At 70.4% G+C, this 19,134-nt stretch carries 18 protein-coding genes; 9 read left to right on the top strand and 9 right to left on the bottom strand.

Going from position 1 to position 19,134, the window contains the following annotated elements; genetic code table 11:
- The first annotated feature begins 165 nt into the window (after positions 1-165).
- The 4 genes from BLV05_RS30045 (at position 166) to BLV05_RS30030 (ending at position 6,194) form a co-directional block, all read left to right on the top strand.
- Positions 166-2,049, top strand: coding sequence for a Xaa-Pro dipeptidyl-peptidase (locus BLV05_RS30045; protein ID WP_052762970.1), 1,884 nt, complete (start codon positions 166-168; stop codon positions 2,047-2,049).
- Between the two features lie 147 nt (positions 2,050-2,196).
- Entirely contained in the window at positions 2,197-4,098 is a 1,902-nt protein-coding gene (locus BLV05_RS30040) for a Xaa-Pro dipeptidyl-peptidase (RefSeq protein WP_197683408.1), read from the top strand.
- A 158-nt stretch (positions 4,099-4,256) separates the two neighbouring features.
- Complete coding sequence (locus BLV05_RS30035) at positions 4,257-5,051, top strand: glycerophosphodiester phosphodiesterase family protein (RefSeq protein ID WP_152690999.1); 795 nt, start codon at positions 4,257-4,259, stop codon at positions 5,049-5,051.
- Between the two features lie 48 nt (positions 5,052-5,099).
- Positions 5,100-6,194 carry a branched-chain amino acid aminotransferase gene (locus tag BLV05_RS30030; protein ID WP_046771718.1) on the top strand — a complete coding sequence of 365 codons (1,095 nt, stop codon included), beginning with the start codon at positions 5,100-5,102 and terminating at the stop codon, positions 6,192-6,194.
- 117 nt (positions 6,195-6,311) lie between these two features.
- Here BLV05_RS30030 and BLV05_RS30025 read toward each other — a convergent pair whose 3' ends face one another.
- On the bottom strand, positions 6,312-6,632 hold the full coding sequence (locus BLV05_RS30025) for an RNHCP domain-containing protein (RefSeq protein ID WP_197683407.1): 321 nt from the start codon (positions 6,630-6,632) through the stop codon (positions 6,312-6,314).
- 589 nt (positions 6,633-7,221) lie between these two features.
- Between BLV05_RS30025 and cimA the strand changes: the two genes are divergently transcribed.
- A complete protein-coding gene (gene cimA, locus BLV05_RS30020) occupies positions 7,222-8,811 on the top strand; it encodes a citramalate synthase (RefSeq protein WP_046771720.1) in 1,590 nt (529 codons plus the stop codon).
- Positions 8,812-8,827: 16 nt separating this feature from the next.
- Here the strand turns inward: cimA and BLV05_RS36270 are convergent, their stop codons facing one another.
- The 5 genes from BLV05_RS36270 to BLV05_RS30000 all read right to left on the bottom strand — a co-directional run bounded on the left by BLV05_RS36270 (position 8,828) and on the right by BLV05_RS30000 (position 11,978).
- Positions 8,828-8,983: a hypothetical protein gene (locus BLV05_RS36270; RefSeq protein WP_157524349.1), complete on the bottom strand. Its 156-nt coding sequence runs from the start codon at positions 8,981-8,983 to the stop codon at positions 8,828-8,830.
- A gap of 163 nt (positions 8,984-9,146) precedes the next feature.
- Positions 9,147-9,956: an alpha/beta fold hydrolase gene (locus tag BLV05_RS30015; protein WP_046771721.1), complete on the bottom strand. Its 810-nt coding sequence runs from the start codon at positions 9,954-9,956 to the stop codon at positions 9,147-9,149.
- A 43-nt stretch (positions 9,957-9,999) separates the two neighbouring features.
- Entirely contained in the window at positions 10,000-10,518 is a 519-nt protein-coding gene (locus tag BLV05_RS30010) for an SRPBCC domain-containing protein (RefSeq protein WP_046771722.1), read from the bottom strand.
- Positions 10,515-10,832: an ArsR/SmtB family transcription factor gene (locus BLV05_RS30005; protein ID WP_046771723.1), complete on the bottom strand. Its 318-nt coding sequence runs from the start codon at positions 10,830-10,832 to the stop codon at positions 10,515-10,517. Before BLV05_RS30005 ends, BLV05_RS30010 begins: the two co-directional genes overlap by 4 nt.
- A 144-nt stretch (positions 10,833-10,976) precedes the next feature.
- The gene (locus tag BLV05_RS30000) at positions 10,977-11,978 is read right to left on the bottom strand and encodes a serine hydrolase domain-containing protein (protein WP_046771724.1); all 1,002 of its coding nucleotides are present in this window, start codon (positions 11,976-11,978) and stop codon (positions 10,977-10,979) included.
- Positions 11,979-12,054: 76 nt separating this feature from the next.
- Here BLV05_RS30000 and BLV05_RS29995 point away from each other — a divergent pair, with 76 nt between their 5' ends.
- Positions 12,055-12,579 (top strand): hypothetical protein, encoded by a 525-nt coding sequence (locus BLV05_RS29995; RefSeq protein WP_152691000.1) that lies wholly within the window; start codon positions 12,055-12,057, stop codon positions 12,577-12,579.
- Positions 12,580-12,660: 81 nt separating this feature from the next.
- A complete protein-coding gene (locus tag BLV05_RS29990; protein ID WP_157524382.1) occupies positions 12,661-13,575 on the top strand; it encodes an IS982 family transposase in 915 nt (304 codons plus the stop codon).
- 18 nt (positions 13,576-13,593) lie between these two features.
- Here the strand turns inward: BLV05_RS29990 and BLV05_RS29985 are convergent, their stop codons facing one another.
- Both BLV05_RS29985 and BLV05_RS29980 read right to left on the bottom strand, forming a co-directional pair.
- Entirely contained in the window at positions 13,594-16,116 is a 2,523-nt protein-coding gene (locus BLV05_RS29985; RefSeq protein ID WP_197683818.1) for a DEAD/DEAH box helicase, read from the bottom strand.
- Positions 16,082-16,771 (bottom strand): Pr6Pr family membrane protein, encoded by a 690-nt coding sequence (locus tag BLV05_RS29980; protein ID WP_046772921.1) that lies wholly within the window; start codon positions 16,769-16,771, stop codon positions 16,082-16,084. Before BLV05_RS29980 ends, BLV05_RS29985 begins: the two co-directional genes overlap by 35 nt.
- A 51-nt stretch (positions 16,772-16,822) precedes the next feature.
- Between BLV05_RS29980 and BLV05_RS29975 the strand changes: the two genes are divergently transcribed.
- Positions 16,823-17,869, top strand: a complete 1,047-nt coding sequence (locus BLV05_RS29975) for a lipoate--protein ligase family protein (protein ID WP_046772922.1) — start codon at positions 16,823-16,825, stop codon at positions 17,867-17,869.
- A 42-nt stretch (positions 17,870-17,911) separates the two neighbouring features.
- Positions 17,912-18,274: a thioredoxin gene (gene trxA / locus BLV05_RS29970; protein ID WP_046772935.1), complete on the top strand. Its 363-nt coding sequence runs from the start codon at positions 17,912-17,914 to the stop codon at positions 18,272-18,274.
- Positions 18,275-18,281: 7 nt separating this feature from the next.
- On the opposite strand, the gene BLV05_RS29965 is transcribed toward trxA, so the two are convergent.
- The gene (locus BLV05_RS29965) at positions 18,282-19,121 is read right to left on the bottom strand and encodes a hypothetical protein (RefSeq protein WP_046772923.1); all 840 of its coding nucleotides are present in this window, start codon (positions 19,119-19,121) and stop codon (positions 18,282-18,284) included.
- Between the last annotated feature and the right edge of the window lie 13 nt (positions 19,122-19,134).

Below are 19,134 nucleotides of genomic sequence, written 5' to 3'. Positions count from 1 at the left end.
CTCTCGTCGGGGGAGTCTCCCCTCGCTATACCACTGACCGGACAGGCCGGGCCGTCGTGACAGCGTCCGACTTCTTGACACCCCGTTGTCACAGCCACTTGTATGTGACATGGCACATATCGGATCCTCCGGACAGGGGAGACAGGCGTGGTCAGAGCCCGCAGATTGCTCGCTGTACCCGTCGCGATCACGCTGACCGCGACCGCCGCGGTCGTCTCCAGCGTGGGCGCCGGCGCCGCCGACGAGCCCGGCATCGTGGTCGAGAACGGCGTGACCCAGCCGGTCTTCGGTTACGACGACGCGATCAGGGAGCGCGTCTTCATCACCTCGCCGTACGACTCCGACGTCAACGGTGAGGCGGACGTCATCGCCGTCGACATCATGCGGCCGGCCGCGAGCGAGCAGGGCCTCGACGTCCCGGTGATCATGGACCCGAGCCCCTACTACTCGACGCTGGGCCGGGGTAACGAGTCCGAGCTGAAGGTCGACCTGGACGGCGACGGGCTGCTGGACCGCTGGCCGCTGTTCTACGACAACTACTTCGTGCCCCGCGGCTACGCCGTGGTCCTCATGGACATGATCGGCACGAACAACTCCACCGGCTGCCCGACGGTGCACGACGCGTCGGACAACCTGTCGCCCAAGGTGGTCATCGACTGGCTCAACGGCCGCATCCCCGGCGTCGACGCCGACGGCAACGAGGTCGTCGCCGACTGGCACAACGGGAAGACGGGGCTCATCGGCAAGTCCTACGACGGGACGCTCGCCAACGGCACCGCGGTGTCCGGCGTCGAGGGCCTGACGACCATCGTCCCGATCAGCGCGATCTCCAGTTACTACGACTACACCCGCAGCAACGGCGTCGTGCAGCGCGGCAACAACTACCTCGCCAGCCTCGCCAACACCGTCACCAACCCAGAGCGCCGCGACTACTGCCGCCCGGTGCGCGACGTCCTGTCGGCCAATGACGGCGACGAGACCGGCGACTACACGCCGTTCTGGCACGTCCGCGACTACAACCGCGACGTCGACAAGGTGACGGCCAGCGTGTTCGTCGTGCACGGCCTGAACGACGAGAACGTCCGCCCTGACCACTTCAGCAAGTGGTGGTACGGCCTGGCCGAGAACGACGTCCCGCGCAAGCTCTGGCTGACCCAGACCGGCCACATCGACCCGTTCGACTTCCGCCGCGACGCGTGGGTCGACGAGATCCACAAGTGGTTCGACTACTGGCTGCAGGGTGTGGAGAACGGGATCATGGACGAGCCGATGGTCGACATCGAGCGCGCCCCCGACGTGTGGGAGACGGCGAACGACTGGCCGATCCCGGGGTCGCGGCCGACGCGGATCTGGCTGGAGCCGAACCCCGGCGCGTCCGGCGACCTCTCCGTCATCCCGAACCGCCCGCTCGACCCGGCGCTGAGCTTCGTCGACGACCCGAACCAGCGCGAGACCGCGATGGTGTCGAACGAGGAGACCGTGACGCCGAACCGGCTGGTCTACCTGTCCGACCCGCTGGAGGCGCCGCTGCACATCTCCGGCACGCCGACGGTGCGGCTCGAGGCGACGGTGAACGCCGCCGACACCAACTTCGGCGCGATCCTGGTGGACTACGGGCCGGCCGAACGGGTCCAGCGCACCGGCGACGGCATCGTCACCGGCACCGTCGAGGACTGCTGGGGCGCGACGGCGACGTGGGGCGGCTACGCGGAGGACGCCTGCTACCGGCAGGCCAGCAAGCGCGTCGCGCTCACCCAGCGTGAGGTGGTCACCAAGGGGATCGTCGACGGCGTCAACCTGTACGACTACAGCACGCCGACGCCGCTGGTCTCGGGCTCGCGGTACGACGTCAGCTTCGAGTTGCTGCCGGAGGACTACGTGTTCCCCGCCGGGCACCGGATCGGCGTCGTCATCGTCGGCAGCTACCGTGACTACGGCAGTCAGGCCGACCCGAACCGGGCCACGATCTCGGTGCTGCCGCAGCGCAGCCTCGTCGAGCTGCCGATCGTCGGCGGCCGGGCCGCGGCCGGCGCGGCCGGGCTGGAGTGACGGCGAGACGGGGGCGCCGGCGGGCAATGCGCCGGCGCCGCACCGTCGCTACGTTATGTCACTATTCGTCCCGATATTGACACGCAGTGTCACGGACCCCTTTCATGTCACATGGCACGTCGGACTCTTCGGACATGGGAGGCACACGTGGTCAGAGCCCGCAGGTTGCTCGCCGTCCCCGCCGCCCTCGCGCTGATCGCCACGGCGGCGGTCGCCACCAGCGCGGGAGCGGGAGCAGCGGACGAACCCGGCATCGTGGTCGCGGACGGGGTCACCCAGCCCGTCTTCGGTTACGACGACGCGATCCGGGAGCGCGTCTTCATCACCTCGCCGTACGACTCCGACGTCAACGGTGAGCCGGACGTCATCGCCGTCGACATCATGCGCCCGGCGGCCAGCGAGCAGGGCCTGAAGGTGCCCGTCATCATGGACCCCAGTCCGTACTACTCCACGCTGGGCCGGGGCAACGAGTCCGAGCTGAAGGTCGACCTGGACGGCGACGGCCTGCTCGACCGCTGGCCGCTGTTCTACGACAACTACTTCGTGCCGCGCGGGTACGCCATCGTGCTGATGGACATGATCGGCACGAACAACTCGACCGGCTGCCCGACCACCGGCGACGTCTCCGACAACCTGTCGCCGAAGGTCGTCATCGACTGGCTGAACGGGCGCACGCCCGGCGTCGACGCCGACGGCAACGCGGTCGTCGCCGACTGGCACAACGGGAAGACCGGCCTGATCGGCAAGTCCTACGACGGCACACTGGCCAACGCGACGGCCGCGTCCGGCGTCGAGGGGCTGTCGACGATCGTGCCGATCAGCGCGATCTCCAGCTGGTACGACTACACCCGCAGCAACGGCGTCGTCACCCGCGGGAACAGCTACCCGTCGTCGCTGTCCAACACCGTCACCAACCCGGCCCGGCGGGCGTACTGCCAGCCGGTGCGCGACGTGCTCGCCGCCACCGACGGCGACGAGACCGGCGACTACACGCCGTTCTGGCGCCTGCGCGACTACAACCCCGACGCCGGCAACGTCACGGCCAGCGTGTTCGTCGTGCACGGCATCAACGACGAGAACGTCCGGCCGGACCACTTCAGCAAGTGGTGGGACGAGCTGGCCGCGAACGACGTGCCGCGCAAGCTCTGGCTGACCCAGACCGGCCACATCGACCCGTTCGAGTTCCGCCGCGACGCCTGGGTGGACGAACTGCACCGCTGGTTCGACTATTGGCTGCACGACGTCGACAACGGGATCATGGACGAGCCGATCGCCGACATCGAGCGGGCGCCGGACGTCTGGGCCGAGTACAACGACTGGCCGGTCCCCGGCGCGCGCGAGACGCGGCTGTGGCTCAAGCCGGTCGCCGGCGCGGCCGGGCGGCTCTCCGTCACGCCGAACCGCCCGTCCGACCCCGCGCTGAGCTTCGTCGACAACCCCGACCAGCGCGAGACCGCGATGATCACCAACGAGCTCGCGGTGCAGCCGAACCGGCTGGCCTACGTGTCGCAGCCGCTGACCGCGCCGCTGCACATCTCCGGCACGCCGCGGGTGACGCTGGACGCGTCCGTCAGCACCACCGACACGAACTTCGCCGCGATCCTCGTCGACTACGGGCCGGCCGAACGGGTCCAGCGGGCCGGCGACGGCATCGTCCAGGGCACCGTCGAGGACTGCTGGGGCGAGACCGCGACGTGGGGCGGGTTCGCCGAGGACGCCTGCTACCGGCAGGTCACCAAGCGGGTCGCGCTGACCGAGCGCGAGGTCGTCACCAAGGGCATCCTCGACGCGGTCAATCTGGACGACTACAGCACGGCGACGCCGCTGGTGCCGGGGCAGTCCTACGACGTCGACTTCCCGCTGCTGCCGGAGGACTACGTGTTCCCCGCCGGGCACCGGATCGGCGTCATCATCGTCGGCAGCTACCGCGACTACGGCAGCCAGGCCGACCCGAACCGGGCCACCATCACGCTCGCGCCGGAGCGGACGCTGATCGAGCTGCCGATCGTCGGCGGCCGGGCGGCGGCCACGGCGGCCGGCCTGAGGTAGCCCCGCCGGCGTCGGCGTGGGCCCGCGACCCCTCCCGCGGGCCCACGCTGACCGTGCGGCCACCCGTGGTCGCCGCGCTGGTGAACGCTCTGTGAACCCTGCCCGGAACAGGCACTTCGCCATCGATCTTCGCGTTGAGGCCTGTCACCGTAAGGGTCGTGAGCCTGACTCGTTACGGAGTGGAGCCGCACGTGCTGGCGATCGCCCACCGGGGTGGGGCGGGGCTGGCTGCCGAGAACACCCTGGCCGCGTTCGAGCGCTCATACGCCCTCGGGCTGCGGTACCTCGAGACGGATGTCCGCATCACGTCCGACGGCGTGCCCCTCGCTTTCCACGACGCCAAGCTGAACCGGGTCACGGACGGGCGCGGCCTGGTCAAGCGGCGCACGTGGGACGAGGTGAGCCGCCTGTCGGTGCTCGAGTCGGAGCCGGTGGCCCGGCTGGACGACGTCCTCATGGCGTTCCCGGACGCGAAGTTCGTCATCGACGTCAAGGACGAGGAGTCGCTGGAGCCGCTGTCGCGCGTGCTGCGGGCGACGAACGCCGTCGAGCGGGTGTGCCTCGCCGGGGCGTGGGACGGGTGGCTGGCGGCGCTGCGGGCCGACCTCGGGCCGGGGCTGTCGTGCGCCCTGGGCTGGCGGTCGCTGGTGTCGTGGCTGGCCTGCTCGCACGGCCGGGTCGCGCCGCCGCGGCGGGTCGCCAACGGGGGCTTCGTCCACGTCCCGTTGCGCTGGGGTAGACTCCCGATATTCATCGACCGTCTGGTCGAAGGCGCCCATGACCTGGGGTTGCGCCTCATCGTTTGGACGGTTGACGACCCTGCCACGATGCATCGGCTGATCAACGCCGGCGTCGACGGCATCATCACCGACCGGCCCGACGTGCTGCGTGAGGTGCTGATCGCCGAGGGTCGTTGGCCACGCACCGTTTACGCAGACCGCGAGGATCGGTAACGTTGGTTGGACGTCCAACTATCTGTTCCTCGAAGGGAAACACGCGCCATGACCACGACCGCGCCCGCTCTGGAGTTCTCGACGACGATCACGTCGAACCCGGTAGCGCCCGAGCGGCGGTCCGAGATCCTGGCGAACCCCGGATTCGGCACCAACTTCAGCGACCACATGGTCACCGCCACGTGGACCCCCGACGGCTGGCACGACGCCGGACTGCGTCCGTACGCGCCGCTCGCGCTCGACCCCGCCACCGCGGTCTTCCACTACGCCCAGGCGATCTTCGAGGGGCTCAAGGCCTACCGGCACGCCGACGGCTCGGTCTGGACGTTCCGCCCCGAGGCCAACGCGGCGCGGATGATCCGCAGCGCGCAGCGCATGGCCCTGCCGCTGCTGCCGGCCGACTCCTTCGTCGAGGCCGTCGACCTGCTAGTCCGCGCCGACGCCGACTGGGTGCCGTCCGGCGGTGAGACCAGCCTCTACCTGCGTCCGTTCATGTTCGCCTCCGAGGTGTTCCTCGGCGTGCGCCCGGCCAAGCTGGTGACGTTCTGCGTCATCGCGTCGCCGGCCGGTGCGTACTTCTCGTCCGGGGTGAAGCCGGTCGACATCTGGCTGACGACCGAGTACACGCGCGCCGCTGCCGGCGGCACCGGTGCGGCGAAGTGCGCGGGCAACTACGCGGCCAGCCTCATCGCCCAGCAGGAGGCCATCGAGCACGGCTGCGACCAGGTCTGCTTCCTCGACGCGGCCGAGGGCAAGTGGGTCGAGGAGCTCGGCGGCATGAACCTCTACTTCGTGCACGCCGACGGCAGTGTCGTCACGCCCGAGCTGACCGGCACGATCCTCGAGGGCATCACCCGCGACTCCATCCTCGCGCTGGCCGCCGACCGCGGCTACAAGGTCGACGAGCGCCGCTTCTCCATCGACGAGTGGCGCGACGGCGTCGCGTCGGGCGACATCACCGAGGTGTTCGCCTGCGGCACGGCCGCCGCCATCACCCCGCTCGGCCGCCTCGCCTGGGACGGCGGCGAGCTGTCCATGGGCACCGAGCCCGGCCCGGTGACGTCCGAGATCCGCTCGGCCCTCCTCGACGTCCAGTACGGCCGCGCCGACGACCCGCACGGCTGGATGCACCGCGTCGTCTGAGCTCTGACCGAGCCTGCCCGCCCGTTCGCCGCCACCCCCGGCGTCGAGTTGATCATGGAGAAGGTCGGCTCAAAACCGTGGCGGGACCCTCCCTTCTCCATGATCAACTCGAGTTGCTCACGGGCTCCCTCCCATCAGTGCGATCAGCGCGTCGACGTCGTCGGGCTGGTCACCGTCGCGGGTGACGCGGTTGGCCCGGACGACACCGCACGCCGTGCAGCAGTGCACGATCTGCCAGCCCTTGCCGGGCCGGTCCCGCAGAGCGACCGGCGCCATCGGCGCGCCGCACGCGGCGGCGCGGTCGCCGGGACGCAGGTCGACGTGCCGGGACCAGAGGCAGAACGGGCAGTGGTTGCGGTAACTCCCATCGGTGGACCGCCGGACGGTCAGCCCGCAGTTCAGGCAGCCGAACCCGGCGTTCTCGGTACGCCGGCTCACCGTGCTCTCCATCGAGTCGAAGGACCTTCGATTCGGTGGAGCGCAGGGTTCCGTCAGTTCTCCCCGTCGCGTGCTCACGCGGCGGGCACCAGGCTTGATCGGGCAGGGACCGGTTCACCGCGCGGCCCTCGTCAGGCGTGGCGATTAGTTCCCGTTCCAGCATCACCGGGGGTGTCTCAGCCCCGGATCCGAACCTCGGCCGGTTTTCCTCCACGCAGAGCTTTCACGGGAGCTGTACCGGCCACTGTCGCCAAGGAAACCCCAGGCGCCACGGGTAGGTGTGCGTCCGATCGCACTGGCTGCGGCGTCGTCCCCTGTCAGCGGAGAGCGCGGCGGTGGTGCTGGAGCGTGATCATGCGCGCCATTGTGGCGGCACCGGCTGCGGGCCGCCAGCGATTATCGGGCGCGGCCGCGACGAGCCGGGCATCGTGTGCCATACTGCTGAACGATGACTTACTGCCTGATTATTACGTGAGCGCGCCGGCACCCAGCACAATGCCAGGCGCGCAGACCTCTCGCATTCCGCGAGGGGTCTTTTGTTTTGTCAGCAAGCATCGTGTTTGTCGGCCGACCCCGTGAGGACAGAGCAGTGACCGACCCCGAGCAGTTCCACGTCTACGACACCACGCTTCGCGACGGCGCCCAGCAGGAGGGGCTCTCGCTCTCCGTGCAGGACAAGCTCGCCATCGCGGGCCACCTGGACGAGCTCGGGGTCGGCTTCATCGAGGGCGGCTGGCCGGGCGCCGTGCCCAAGGACACCGAGTTCTTCCGCCGCGCCCGCACCGAGCTGAACCTGAAGCACGCCAAGCTGGCGGCCTTCGGCGCGACCCGGAAGGCGGGCACGACGGCGGCCGAGGACCCGCAGGTGCGGGCGCTGCTCGACGCCGAGACGCCGGTCGTCACGCTGGTCGCGAAGAGCCACGTCGGGCACGTCGAGCGGGCGCTGCGCACCACGCTGGACGAGAACCTCGCGATGATCGCCGACACCGTCGGCTTTCTCGTCCAGAACGGGCGGCGGGTCTTCCTCGACGCCGAGCACTTCTTCGACGGATACCGGACGAACCGCGACTACTCGCTGCGGGTGCTGCGGACGGCGACGGAGGCCGGCGCCGAGGTCTTCGTGCTGTGCGACACCAACGGCGGCATGCTGCCCGACGACGTCGGCACGACGGTGCGCGACGTGCTCGCGCAGACCGGTGCCCGCATCGGCATGCACGCCCACAACGACACCGGCTGTGCCGTCGCGAACTCCGTCGCCGCGGTCGACGCCGGGGCGACGCACGTGCAGGGCACCGTCAACGGGACGGGGGAGCGCACCGGCAACGCCGACATCATCACGATCGTCGCGAACCTGCAGCTCAAGCGCGATCTGACGGTCCTGCCGGCGGGCGCGCTCAAGGAGGCCACGCGCATCGCGCACGCCGTCTCCGAGCTGACGAACATCGTGCCCTACTCGCGCCAGCCGTACGTCGGCGCCAGCGCGTTCGCGCACAAGGCCGGCCTGCACGCCAGCGCGATCAAGGTCGATCCCGACCTCTACCAGCACACCGACCCCGCGCGGGTCGGCAACGACATGCGGCTGCTGGTGTCCGACATGGCCGGCCGGGCCAGCGTCGAGCTGAAGAGCCGCGAGCTGGGCTACGACGTCTCCGGCGACCGCGAACTGGTCACCCGGGTCACCCAGCGGGTGAAGGACCTCGAGGCCGCCGGGTATACGTTCGAGGCGGCCGACGCGTCGTTCGAGCTGCTGCTGCGCGAGGAGGCCGAGGGCCGGCCCAGCTACTTCGACGTCGAGTCGTGGCGGGTCATCACCGAGTCGCGCCCCGGCGGCGACGCCGTCAGCGAGGCGACGGTGAAGCTGCGGGCGGGGGGCGAGCGCGTCGTCGTCACCGGTGAGGGCAACGGTCCGGTCAACGCGCTCGACCACGGCCTGCGCACCGCGATCGGCGCGCTGTACCCCGAGATCGACAAGCTGGAGCTGATCGACTTCCGGGTGCGGATCCTCGACGCCGCCCACGGCACGGACGCGGTGACGCGCGTGCTCGTGGAGATGACGGACGGGAAGACGTCCTGGGAGACCGTGGGCGTCGGGGCCAACATCATCGAGGCCTCGTGGGAGGCGCTCGTCGACGCCGTCACCTACGGATTGCTGCGCCAGGGGGGCACCGCGATCAGCTGAGTGGGTGTGCCTCGTCTCAGCTGACGAGCTTGAACGCGCTGCTCATGACGGCCGAGGCGTCGGCCCATGTCGGCAGTGCGTCGATTTCGATGATGGTTCGGCGGAGAGGTTCGGTGTCGTACAGTTCGACCCGCCAGCCGTTGCTGCCGTGGTCGAGGATCCCCCGGATCACGCTTGGTCCCTTCTTATGACGGTGTTCGTTGTCGTGTGGCCAAAGTGAAGTCTGTCACTTTCGGGCCGGCATGTCGCATCGAAATACGGCGAGTCGACCAAGATCAGCCGTTCGGCCCATGATCGATTCGATCGAACCGACCATGGGCCGCCGTGTGTGGATGTCAGCTCGACGTCGCGCGCAGGGCCGTGACCAGGGAGGCCGCGACCGTGTCGGGGGCCGTCCAGAAGGCCGAGTGGTCCAGCCCGGGCACGGACTCGTACCTGCCCCGCGGCAGCTGGGTGAGCAGCGCCTGCGCGGCGGCGTGGAAGAACGGTTCGGAGTGCTCGGCCACGGCGACGACCGCCGGCCGGCCGACGCTCCACCGGTCGGTGGGCAGCGGCTTCCCGTCCTGGGTGCCGGCGAGGATCCGCCCGTCGTGACCCAGCGCGTGGGCGTACGCCGCCGAGGCCTCCCACGAGGGGTCGGCCTTCATCCCCTCGACGTACTCGGCCGGGACGCCGACGACCTGCGTCATGAACAGCTCGACGGCATCGCTGCGGCGGTCGGCGGCGACCAGCGCCTCGACCTGCTCCACCCAGTCGGCGGGGACGGGCGGGCGGGAGTCGTCGATGATGAACGGCGGCTCGAAGAGGTAGATCGCGTTCACCGCGTCGCCGAGCGCGGTCGCGGCCTCGAGGACCAGCCCGCATCCCCCGGAGCCGGCGGCCAGGGTGGCGGAGCCGCCGGCCGCCTGGATCAGCGCGGCGAGGTCCTCGACCTCGCGTTCGGGCGCGTACGGCCCGCCGGAACCGCTCTGCCCGACGCCGCGGCGGTCGTAGCCGACGACGGTGTAGTCGCTCGCCAGCGCCGCAGCGGTCGCGTCGAGGCCGTGGTGGTCGTCCATGCTCGTGCTGACGAGGATGAGTGCGGGTCCCGCGCCCTGGGTCGTGTACGCGATCGTGGTGCCGTCGGCGGAGGTGACCTGGTCCATGATGTGCTCCTGTTCGCGTCGTCGCGGTCGGTGCGGGGATGGCTCATCCGGCGAGCGGAGCGCCGGTCTCGAGCAGGCTCTTGAGGTCGCTGAGCACCCAGGCGTGCCCGCCGCCGGCGCCGCTGGCCTCGTTGTCGCCGTGCACCAACGCCGCCAGCAGCGGCGCGCCGGCGAGCTCGTGCGTCACCGTCAGCGAGCACGACTTGCCGTCCGGCGCGGGCGCGATCTCGTGGGTGAGGCGGGTGAAGCCCTCCTCGGCCATCCCCGCGTCCATCAGCATGCGGAACGTCGTGACCAGGCGCTTCGGCGGCTCGGCCTCGAGCACCTCGCCGTCGATGATGACGTCGGGGCACGGGAAGCCCTGCGCCTCGGCCGCGGCCTTGAACTCCGGCGTCGGGGCGACGGTGTAGGCGCCGCCCGGGCGCAGGTCGTAGTCGGCCAGGCCGGTGTAGCCGTAGCGCGCCGTCCACTCCGGCTTGGTGATGGCGTCCCAGATCGCCTCCGGGGTGGCCTTGATGTAGATGCGGTACACCTGCGTGGTCGTGTCAGTCGTGGTGGTCATGATTCGTCCTCCAGTTCGGCCTTGAGCTCGATGAGTGCGGTCGTGTGCAGCTCGGTGTACTTGTCGATCCACCGGTCGTGGATCTCCCGGATCGGGACGGGATTGAGGAAGTGCAACTTCTCCCGCCCCGACCGGCGGGTGACCACGAGGTTCGCTTCTTCCAGCACGCGCAGATGCTTCATCACCCCGAAGCGGCTCATCTCCAGCTCGGACTCCAGCTCGGTCAGCGTGCGGCCGTCGCGAGCGAAGAGTAGGTCGAGCAGGAAGCGCCGCGTCGGATCGGCGAGTGCCTTGAAGATCCGGTCGTCGGTCATAGCAGCGACGATAGGTGACCAAAAGGTCACATGTCAACGCCCAGCCCTCCACAGGCCCAAGTTGATCTTGGAGTTGTTCGCCGAATGCCGCCCGAATTGCCCGACAGATGGCCGCCTTTCTCCAAGATCAACTTCGGGGCGGCGTCAGTCGAAGAAGGGGGCGAGGGCGCGGACGACGGGCCAGGCGCCTTCGGAGGTGTTGCCGACGACGGTCGCGGTGGTCCGGGTCCGCGGGTCGTGCGTCGAGCGGAACGAGACGCCGGCGTCGTAGCCCTCGATGACCAGGGCCGGCCCGGTGCGGTGCAGCCAGAGGCCGAGGCCGTAGCGCAGGCCCTCGGCGGGCACGTCGTGGCGCGGCCGGGTCATCGCGGCGACCGTCGCCTCGGACACGATGCGGCCGGCGGTGAGCGCCTGCCAGAACGTGTGCAGGTCGCCGGCGGTCGTGTAGATGCCGCCGTCGCCGGTGCCGCGCACGGGCAGGTGCAGGACGTTCGTCCGGTCACCGGACTCCTGCAGGTAGCCGAGCGCGGCGTCGCCGGGCAGCTCGTCCGAGCGCAGGAACCGCGTCGACGGCAGGCCCGCGAGGTCGCAGACCTCCCGCTCGACCTGCTCGTGGAAACCGCGCCCGCCGACCCGCTCGGCCAGCAGCGCCAGGACGACGTAGCCGCCGTTGCAGTACGCGAACCGCTCGCCCGGCGGGAACGCCTGCGGGTACCCGTCCAGGACCGGCACGAACGCCTCGGTCTCGGCGAGCGTGTGCACCGGCACCGGCAGGACGTAGTCGGCGGCGTCCCAGTCGGCCTCCTCGTCGAGGTAGTCGCCGATGCCGGAGGTGTGCGTGAGCAGGTGCTCGAACGTCACGGCATCGTCGATCAGCGGCAGGTCGGCGCCGAGCAGCGGCCGGACGGGGTCGCCGAGCTTCAACAGGCCCTGCTCGGCCAGCCGGAGGACGGCGAGCGCCGTGAACGCCTTGCTGCCGCTGGCGACGGCGAACCGGGTGGCGGCGGTGTTCGGCACCTCCAGGGCGCGGTGGGCGTAGCCGTAGCAGCGTTCCATCTCGCGCCGGTCGCCGACGTCGACCGTCACCACGCCGCTGAACGACGCCCCGGCCGCCGCGTCGTCGAGCAGCTCGTCCGTGATCACCATGTCCGCCTCGATCCTTTCGCCGGTGCGCCTCGTACTAGTAGACGGTTCGTCGTCGACTCGCGAAAGGGATTTTCAGATGAAGCGCTTACCCGCAGCGGTGCTCGCGTCGGTCGCGACGGCGGCACTCCTGGCGTTGCCGGCCTCCGGTGGGCACGGGCACTCCGGCTCCAAGGGCCGGACGGTCATCGAGGCCGACACCATGGCCGCGGTCGACGGGGCGTTCGTCGGCTCGGCCAACCCGATCCGCGGCATCAACGGCGGCGGCCTGCCGTGGCAGATCGACGAGGCCGAGGTCGAACTGTCCAGCAACGGGCGCATCGAGGTCGAGGTGGACGACCTCGTCCTGCTCGAGGCGGCGCCCGTGCCCCCGGACCGGCAGGGCACCAACCCGGCCCCGAACTTCGTGGCGGTCGTCAGCTGTCTGACGACGGTCGACGGCGTCGCGACGACGGTCAACGTGGCCACCGACCCGTTCCCGGCGAGCACCCGGGGCGACTCGCGGATCAGGGACCGGATCGACCTGCCGGACGAGTGCATCGCCCCGATCGTCTTCGTCGGGCCGAACGCGACGACCTGGTTCGCGGCCACCGGCGTCGGCTGAACGCGCCTAGATGACCTATTCCAAGGGGTCGGGTGCGTGTCGTGAGGCAGTGGCATGGGCGAGGGTGTCCAAGATCGGTTTGTGAAGACAGACCTGGACACCCTCGCGACTGCACTGTACGTGACGGTCGATGACCTGTTGATCGAATCTCCGCACCGGTTGCCGTGGCGGCCGCGGGTGGGGATCGAACCGAAGATCAGCGACGCTGAGCTGGTCACGTTGGCGGTGATGCAGGCGCTGCTGGGCTTCACCTCCGAAGCGCGCTGGCTGCGTCATGCGCGCGCTCACCTGCGGCATTTGTTCCCGTGCTTGCCGCAGCAGCCCGGCTACAACAAGCGGCTGCGGCGGCTGGCCGACACGATCGGCTGGCTGGTCGGGGCGCTGGCCCGCGACACCAGCTTGTGGACCGATGACGTCTGGGTGGTCGATTCCACCCCGGTCGAATGCGGCCGGTCGAAGGAGACGGTGCAGCGTTCGGACCTGGCCGGGTGGGCAGAGTACGGCTACTGCGCCTCCCATTCCAGGTTCTTCTGGGGACTGCGGCTGCACCTGCTGTGCACGCTGCACGGGCTGCCGGTCGGGTTCGCCCTGACCGGCGCGAAGGCCGACGAACGCCAGACCCTGCTGGGCATGCTCGGCGCCGATCCCGACCTGAGCACCGCCCGCGTCGGGCAGGTCGTGATCGCGGACAAGAACTACTACGGCCGCCAGTTCGAAGCAGCGCTTGCCGAGGCCGGCCTGGACCTGCTGCGCCCGGCCCGCAAGGGCGAACGCCCACGCGCCGGAGTCCGCTTCTTCAAACCGTTGCGGCAGGTCATCGAGTCGATCAACGACACGTTCAAGGGCCAACTGGACCTGGAACGACACGGCGGGCACACCCCGACCGGGGTCTGGGTCCGCGTCGCGCAACGCGTCCTGGCACTGACCGCGGCGATCTGGCACAACGACCGCACCGGCCAACCGATCAAACGATCCCTTCTCGCATACGACCACTGACCCCTTGGAATAGGTCATCTAGAGGCGGCCCGCCTCGGTGACGGCCACGACGGGGTAGCCGGCGGCGTTGGACTCGGCGAGGTCGACGTCGGCGGTGAAGCCCCAGTCGTGGTCGCCGGCGGGGTCGTCGAGGATCTGCCGGACCTCCCAGCGGTCCGGGTGCTCGGTGACGATCAGCATCTTCGCGCTGCGGGCGTCCGGCCCGATGCCGATGTCGGCGTGCTCGTCGAAGTACGGGTCCAGCGCGTCGGCCCAGTCGTCGGCCGTCCAGTCGTCAGCGGAGTCGAGTGAGGCCAGCCCGGCCCAGTCGCGCCGGGCCGCCAGCTCGACCCGCCGGAACAGCGCGTTGCGGACGCTGACCAGGAACGCCCGCCGGTTCTCGGTGATCGGCCGGGGCGCGTTCTCGACCGGCACCGCGCCGCCGTCGCCGTCGGCCTCCAGCGCGGCCGGGTTGCGCAGCGCCTCCCACTCGTCCAGCAACGACGAGTCGACCTGGCGGACCAGCTCGCCCAGCCACTCGACGAGGTCGGCGACCTCCTCGGTGCGGGCCTCCTCGGGCACCGTCTGGCGCATCGCGCGGTAGGCGTCGGCGAGGTAGCGCAGCACCAGCCCCTCGGACCGGGCCAGCTGGTAGAACGCGACGTACTCGCCGAAGCTCATGGCGCGTTCGTAGAGGTCACGGGCGACGGACTTGGGCGACAGCTCGTAGTCGCCGACCCACGGGTGGCTCTGCTGGTAGATCGTGAACGCGGCGTCGAGCAGCTCCTCCAGCGGCTTCGGGTGGGTGACCTCCTCGAGCAGCTCCATGCGCTCGTCGTACTCGATGCCCTCGGCCTTCATCGCGCCGATCGCCTCGCCACGGGCCTTGTGCTGCTGCGCCGACAGCACCTGCCGCGGGTCGTCCAGCGTCGCCTCGACGACGGAGAGCAGGTCCAGCGCGTGCGTCGGCGACTCGGCGTCGAGCAGGTCGAACGCGGCCAGTGCGAACGGCGACAGCGGCTGGTTGAGCGCGAAGTCCGGCTGCAGGTCGACGGTGAGCCGCACCGTCCGCCCCTCCGCGTCGGGTGGGTCCAGGCGCTCGACGACCTGGGCGGCGACCAGCGCCCGGTAGATCGCGATGGCGTCGTGGACGTGCTTGCGCGTGCGCGACGGCGGCTCGTGGTTGTCGGTGAGCAGCTTGCGCATGTGCGCGAACGCGTCGCCGGGCCGGCTGATGACGCCCAGCACCATGGCGTTGCTGATCTCGAAGCTGGAGTTCAGCGGCTCCGGTTCGGCGGCGATGAGCCGGTCCATGCTGGCCTGGCCCCACGAGACGAACCCCTCGGGCGCCTTCTTGCGCACGACGCGCCGCAGCTTCTTGGGGTCGTCGCCGGCCTTCGCGACCAGCCGCTGGTTCTCGATCTCGTGCTCCGGCGCCTGGACGATGACCTCGCCCAGCGTGTCGTACCCGGCCCGGCCGGCCCGCCCGGCGATCTGGTGGAACTCGCGCGCGGACAGCTGCCGCGTCCGGACCCCGTCGTACTTGGTGAGGCCGGAGAAGACGACGGTGCGGATCGGGACGTTGATGCCGACGCCCAGGGTGTCCGTCCCGCAGACCACCTTGAGCAGGCCGGCCTGCGTCAGGCGCTCGACCAGGCGGCGGTACTTCGGCAGCATGCCGGCGTGGTGGACGCCGATGCCGGCCCGCACCAGCCGCGACAGCACCTTCCCGAAGCCGGAGCTGAACCGGAACCCGCCGATCTCCGCGGCGATGCGGTCGCGCTGCTCGCGGCTGGCGACGTTGACGCTGACCAGCGCCTGCGCCCGCTCGACGGCGGCCGCCTGGGTGAAGTGGACGACGTAGACCGGCGCGCGGTGGGTGGACAGCAGCTCGGCCAGCAGGTCGTGCATCGGCTCGCGCGAGTACTGGTAGGTCAGGGGCACCGGGCGCTGCGCCGACGTGACGACGGCGACGTCGCGCCCCGTCCGGCTGCGCAGGTCCTTCTCGAAGAACGCGACGTCGCCGAGGGTCGCCGACATCAGCAGGAACTGCACGTTCGTCAGCTCCAGCAGGGGCACCTGCCAAGCCCAGCCGCGCTGCGGGTCGGAGTAGAAGTGGAACTCGTCCATGACGACCTGGCCGACGTCGGCGTCGTTGCCGGTGCGCAGCGCGATGTTGGCGAGGATCTCCGCCGTGCAGCAGATGATCGGCGCCGACGGGTTCACGCTGGAGTCGCCGGTCATCATGCCGACGTTGGCCGCGCCGAAGATCTCGATCAGCGCGAAGAACTTCTCCGACACCAGCGCCTTCAGCGGCGCCGTGTAGAACGTCCGCCGTCCGTCCGCCAGCGCGGCGAAGTGCGCCGCGACCGCCACCAGACTCTTGCCCGACCCCGTCGGCGTGCTGAGGATGACGTGCGAGCCGGAGACCAGCTCGATCAGCGCGTCCTGCTGCGCCGGGTACAGGTCGAAGCCGCGCCCAGCGGCCCACTCGGTGAACGCGTCGTAGAGGGAGTCCGGATCGTGTTCAGCGCGTTCGAGGTAGGTCGGGAGATCCGGCACGGTCACCGAGCCTACGGTCGCCGAACGCGAACAGCCAGCCCACGGCCAGGAAGACGACCGTGATGCCGGCCGCGTTCAGCAGCACGCGCCCGTAGCCGTGTTCGATCACGTCGATGAACGGGTACGGGTACCAGTCGACGACCTCGCCGCGGATCAGCGTGTAGGCGAGCCAGGCGATCGGCCAGGCCAGGCTGAGGACGACGACGCGCAGGTCGATCCGTGGCCACGGGCCGAACAGCAGCCAGCCGACGACGCCGAGCAGCGGCGCCAGGTAATGGAAGCCGACGTTGGTGACGGCCGCGGCGCCCTCGAGGTCGACGACGTCGCGGAGCAGCGTCACGTACACGACGCCGGTGACGGCGATGCCGATGAGCCCGGCGATGCGCAGCACCCGGAAGCCGCGTCCGTCGGCGCGAGGGTTCAGGGCGAGGATCGCCGCGCCGATGCCCAGCAGGATGTTCGACTGCACGGTGAAGAAGCTGAAGAAGTTCACCACCCGCATGGCGGTGCCCGGTGCCTCCTCGCCGTCCTCGACCAGCACGTTGGTGCCCTGGAACACCAGCACCAGCTGCGTGATCAGTGATGCGGCGATGATCAGCACCGTCACGACATGCCACCAGCGCGCCGCCGCCGGGCTCGTCCGCCACCCCTGCATGCTCGGAGGGTAGCGGGGAACAGGCCTGTGGCCGGGGAGGTTGTTCGAATCATGCATGGTGAGTTCAAGGTGCCGGGCGGCAAGCTGGTCGTCGTCGACCTCGACGTCCTCGACGGCGTCATCCGGCACGCGCGCGTCAGCGGCGACTTCTTCCTCGAACCCGACGACGCGCTGGACCGCATCGACGCGGCGCTGATCGGCGCGCCGGTCTCGCTGTCCGCCGCCGAGCTTGCGGCGCGGGTCGACGCCGTGCTGGATGGCGTCGTCATGCTCGGGTTCTCGGCGGACGCCGTCGCGGTCGCCGTCCGCCGCGCGCTGACCGGTGCGACGTCCTGGACCGACCACGATTGGCACTTCCTGCACGAGGGTCCGCAGGCGCCGGCGCTGCAGATGGCGCTGGACCAAGTGCTGGCCGAGCAGGTCGGCGCGGGGGAGCGGCCGCCGACGCTGCGGGTGTGGGAGTGGGCGTCGAACGCGGTGATCATCGGCAGCTTCCAGTCGCTGCGCAACGAGGTCGATCTCTCCGGTGCGGAACGCCACGACGTGACCGTCGTGCGGCGCATCTCCGGCGGCGGCGCGATGTTCGTCGAGCCCGGCAACACCATCACGTACTCGCTGTACGTGCCCGAGTCGCTGGTCTCCGGCCTGTCCTTCGTCGACTCCTACGCCTTCCTCGACGAGTGGGTGGTGGCGGCGCTGCGCGACCTCGGCATCGAGGCGACGTACCAGCCGATCAACGACATCACCTCGCCGGCCGGGAAGATCGCCGGCGCGGCCCAGAAGCGCCTCGCCGGCGGCGTCGTGCTGCACCACGTCACCATGGCCTACGACATCGACGCCGCGAAGATGCTGGAGGTGCTGCGCATCGGCCGCGAGAAGCTGTCCGACAAGGGCACGAAGAGCGCCAACAAGCGGGTCGACCCGCTGCGGTCGCAGACCGGCCTGCCGCGCGCCGACGTCATCGACCGCATGGTGGGGACGTTCCGCGCCCGCTACGGCCTGACCGACGACGCGTTGGACGAGAAGACGCTGCGCCTGGCCGACGACCTCGTCGCGTCGAAGTTCGGCACCGAAGACTGGCTCGCCCGCGTCCCGTGACCGGGCCGGAACAACCCCGGCCCGGACCGGGTTGTGGTGTACATGAGCACGACTACTCTGACCAGCCAGACCTTCGCGCAGACCGTGGAGGACAACGACATCGTGCTGGTCGACTTCTGGGCCGCGTGGTGCGGCCCCTGCCGGATGTTCGCCCCCGTCTACGAGCAGGCGGCCGAGCAGCATCCCGAGATCGTCTTCGGCAAGGTCGACACCGAGGCGGAGCGCGATCTGGCGGGGTGGGCGCAGATCACCTCGATCCCCACGCTGATGGCCTTCAAGAAGGGCCACCTGGTCTTCGCCCAGCCCGGCGCGCTCCCGGCCGCCGCGCTGCAGCAGGTCATCGATGCCGTCGTCGAACTGGACGTCGACGCCGCCGTGGCCGCCGCGGAGAACCCGACCTCCTGACCGTCGCTCAGGCGACGGCGGCGAGCAGCCGCTCCCGGATGACGGCGCCGCGCTCGGCGAAGGCGCGCTGCTGTTCGACGTACTCGCGCTTGCCCTCGGTGGTCTCGATGCGGACCGGTTCGAACCCGAGGTCGGCGAGGTCGTACGGCGACGCGCGCATGTCGAGCTCGCGGATCTCCGTCGCCAGCTCGAACGCGTCGGCCACCAGCTCGGACGGCACCAGCGGGACGAGCTTGTAGGCCCACTTGTAGAGGTCCATCCCGGCGTGCAGACACCCCGGCTGCTCCAGCGACGACTGCAGCTCGCGCGTCGGCGCCAGCGCGTTCCGCGGCCGCGCCTCGTCGGTGAAGAAGCGGAACGCGTCGAAGTGCGAGCACCTGATCTGGTGCGCCTCGACCACCTCGTCGGTCCCGGAGTGGCCGAGCCGCAGCGGGTAGGCCTCGTGCCGGACGTCGCCGGGCCGCGTCCGGTAGACCATCGCCCACTCGTGCAGGCCGAAGCAGCCGGTATGGGCCGGCCGCGACGCGGTCGCGGCGAGGAGCGCCCGCACCCACTCGACGGTGGCCGCGCGCCGCTCGATGACGGCGGCGCTGACGCCGACGCCGTCCGGCCCGGCGGAGTACCCCGCCCACGACGCGTGCGGCGGCGACCCGCCGAGCAGCACGCCCAGCCCCGGGTGCCACCGCCGCAGCTGGGCCGGCTTGAAGCTGTAGTAGGTGAAGAGGAAGTCGTGGACGGGGTGCGCCCGGCCGGCCCGCCGCCGCGCTAGGTGCGCCCCCACCAGCGCGTCGACGCGCGCCTCGTGCGCCGCCTGCCGCGCCCGCCACTCCTCCTCGGCCAGGATCACCCTCCCAGCGTAT

The organism is Jiangella alkaliphila, from assembly GCF_900105925.1.
Lineage (GTDB): Bacteria > Actinomycetota > Actinomycetes > Jiangellales > Jiangellaceae > Jiangella > Jiangella alkaliphila.
This window is presented reverse-complemented; position numbering and strand designations above follow the sequence as displayed.

Excerpts from the sequence above, each read along its gene's own strand:
- BLV05_RS30030 (WP_046771718.1), top strand. The coding sequence starts at position 5,100 with ATGACCACGACCGCGCCCGCTCTGGAGTTCTCGACGACGATCACGTCG.
- BLV05_RS30015 (WP_046771721.1), bottom strand. The coding sequence starts at position 9,956 with ATGGACCAGGTCACCTCCGCCGACGGCACCACGATCGCGTACACGACC.
- BLV05_RS30010 (WP_046771722.1), bottom strand. The coding sequence starts at position 10,518 with ATGACCACCACGACTGACACGACCACGCAGGTGTACCGCATCTACATC.
- BLV05_RS30005 (WP_046771723.1), bottom strand. The coding sequence starts at position 10,832 with ATGACCGACGACCGGATCTTCAAGGCACTCGCCGATCCGACGCGGCGC.
- BLV05_RS30000 (WP_046771724.1), bottom strand. The coding sequence starts at position 11,978 with ATGGTGATCACGGACGAGCTGCTCGACGACGCGGCGGCCGGGGCGTCG.
- BLV05_RS29995 (WP_152691000.1), top strand. The coding sequence starts at position 12,055 with ATGAAGCGCTTACCCGCAGCGGTGCTCGCGTCGGTCGCGACGGCGGCA.
- BLV05_RS29980 (WP_046772921.1), bottom strand. The coding sequence starts at position 16,771 with ATGCAGGGGTGGCGGACGAGCCCGGCGGCGGCGCGCTGGTGGCATGTC.
- BLV05_RS29975 (WP_046772922.1), top strand. The coding sequence starts at position 16,823 with ATGCATGGTGAGTTCAAGGTGCCGGGCGGCAAGCTGGTCGTCGTCGAC.
- trxA (WP_046772935.1), top strand. The coding sequence starts at position 17,912 with ATGAGCACGACTACTCTGACCAGCCAGACCTTCGCGCAGACCGTGGAG.